This is a genomic window from Gluconobacter sphaericus NBRC 12467, from assembly GCF_006539125.1.
GTDB lineage: Bacteria > Pseudomonadota > Alphaproteobacteria > Acetobacterales > Acetobacteraceae > Gluconobacter > Gluconobacter sphaericus.
Genome location: NZ_BJMK01000094.1, coordinates 1 through 594, shown reverse-complemented (window position 1 = coordinate 594; position 594 = coordinate 1). Strand labels below are relative to the sequence as shown.

1 protein-coding gene is annotated in these 594 nt (G+C 61.6%); it reads right to left on the bottom strand.

The genetic code is table 11. From position 1 onward, the window contains the following. Positions 1–482, bottom strand: a 482-nt coding sequence (locus GSP01_RS14650) for an MFS transporter (protein ID WP_141354697.1), incomplete at its 3' end; no start/stop codon positions are given. Positions 483–594 lie beyond the last annotated feature (112 nt).

Below are 594 nucleotides of genomic sequence, written 5' to 3'. Positions count from 1 at the left end.
GGTCCAAGAAGCGGCGCGAGCAGAACAGGTGCCGTCATTGCGCTCGCGACCCTCGGCATCTGTCGGCCCGCCACACGGGCGACCGTCATCTGCGCCATGGGAGCAAGCAGGCCGCCAGCCATGCCTTGCAGCAGGCGGAACGCGATCAGGGACGGTGCCGACCATGCCAGCGCGCAGAAGCCTGATGTAAGCGTGAAAGCACCGAAGCACCATAAATAGACTGCCCGCCCCCCGAGGCGGCTTACAAGCCATCCATTCAGGGGCAACGTCAGGGCGAGTGCCAGCAGATAGCCGCTTACCACCCATTGAATGTGTGAAAACGGAGCGTGCAGGGTCGCGACAAGATCTGGGAGCGACACATTGACAATCGTGGCGTCCAGTTGCGCCATGAAAGATCCGACCGCCGCGACACTCACGATTTTCCAGGTGCCCGGAGGCAGTTGATCCGAACCCTGGGATGGCAACGATGTTCTGGTGTTCATGAACGATCTCGCCGGGAACCGTGAGACGCGCAGACATCCACCATGCGCTTACGCGTCCAGTGCGATTGCGTCGCTTGTCGTCACACGGCCAAGGCGGGGGAAAATTTCCTCG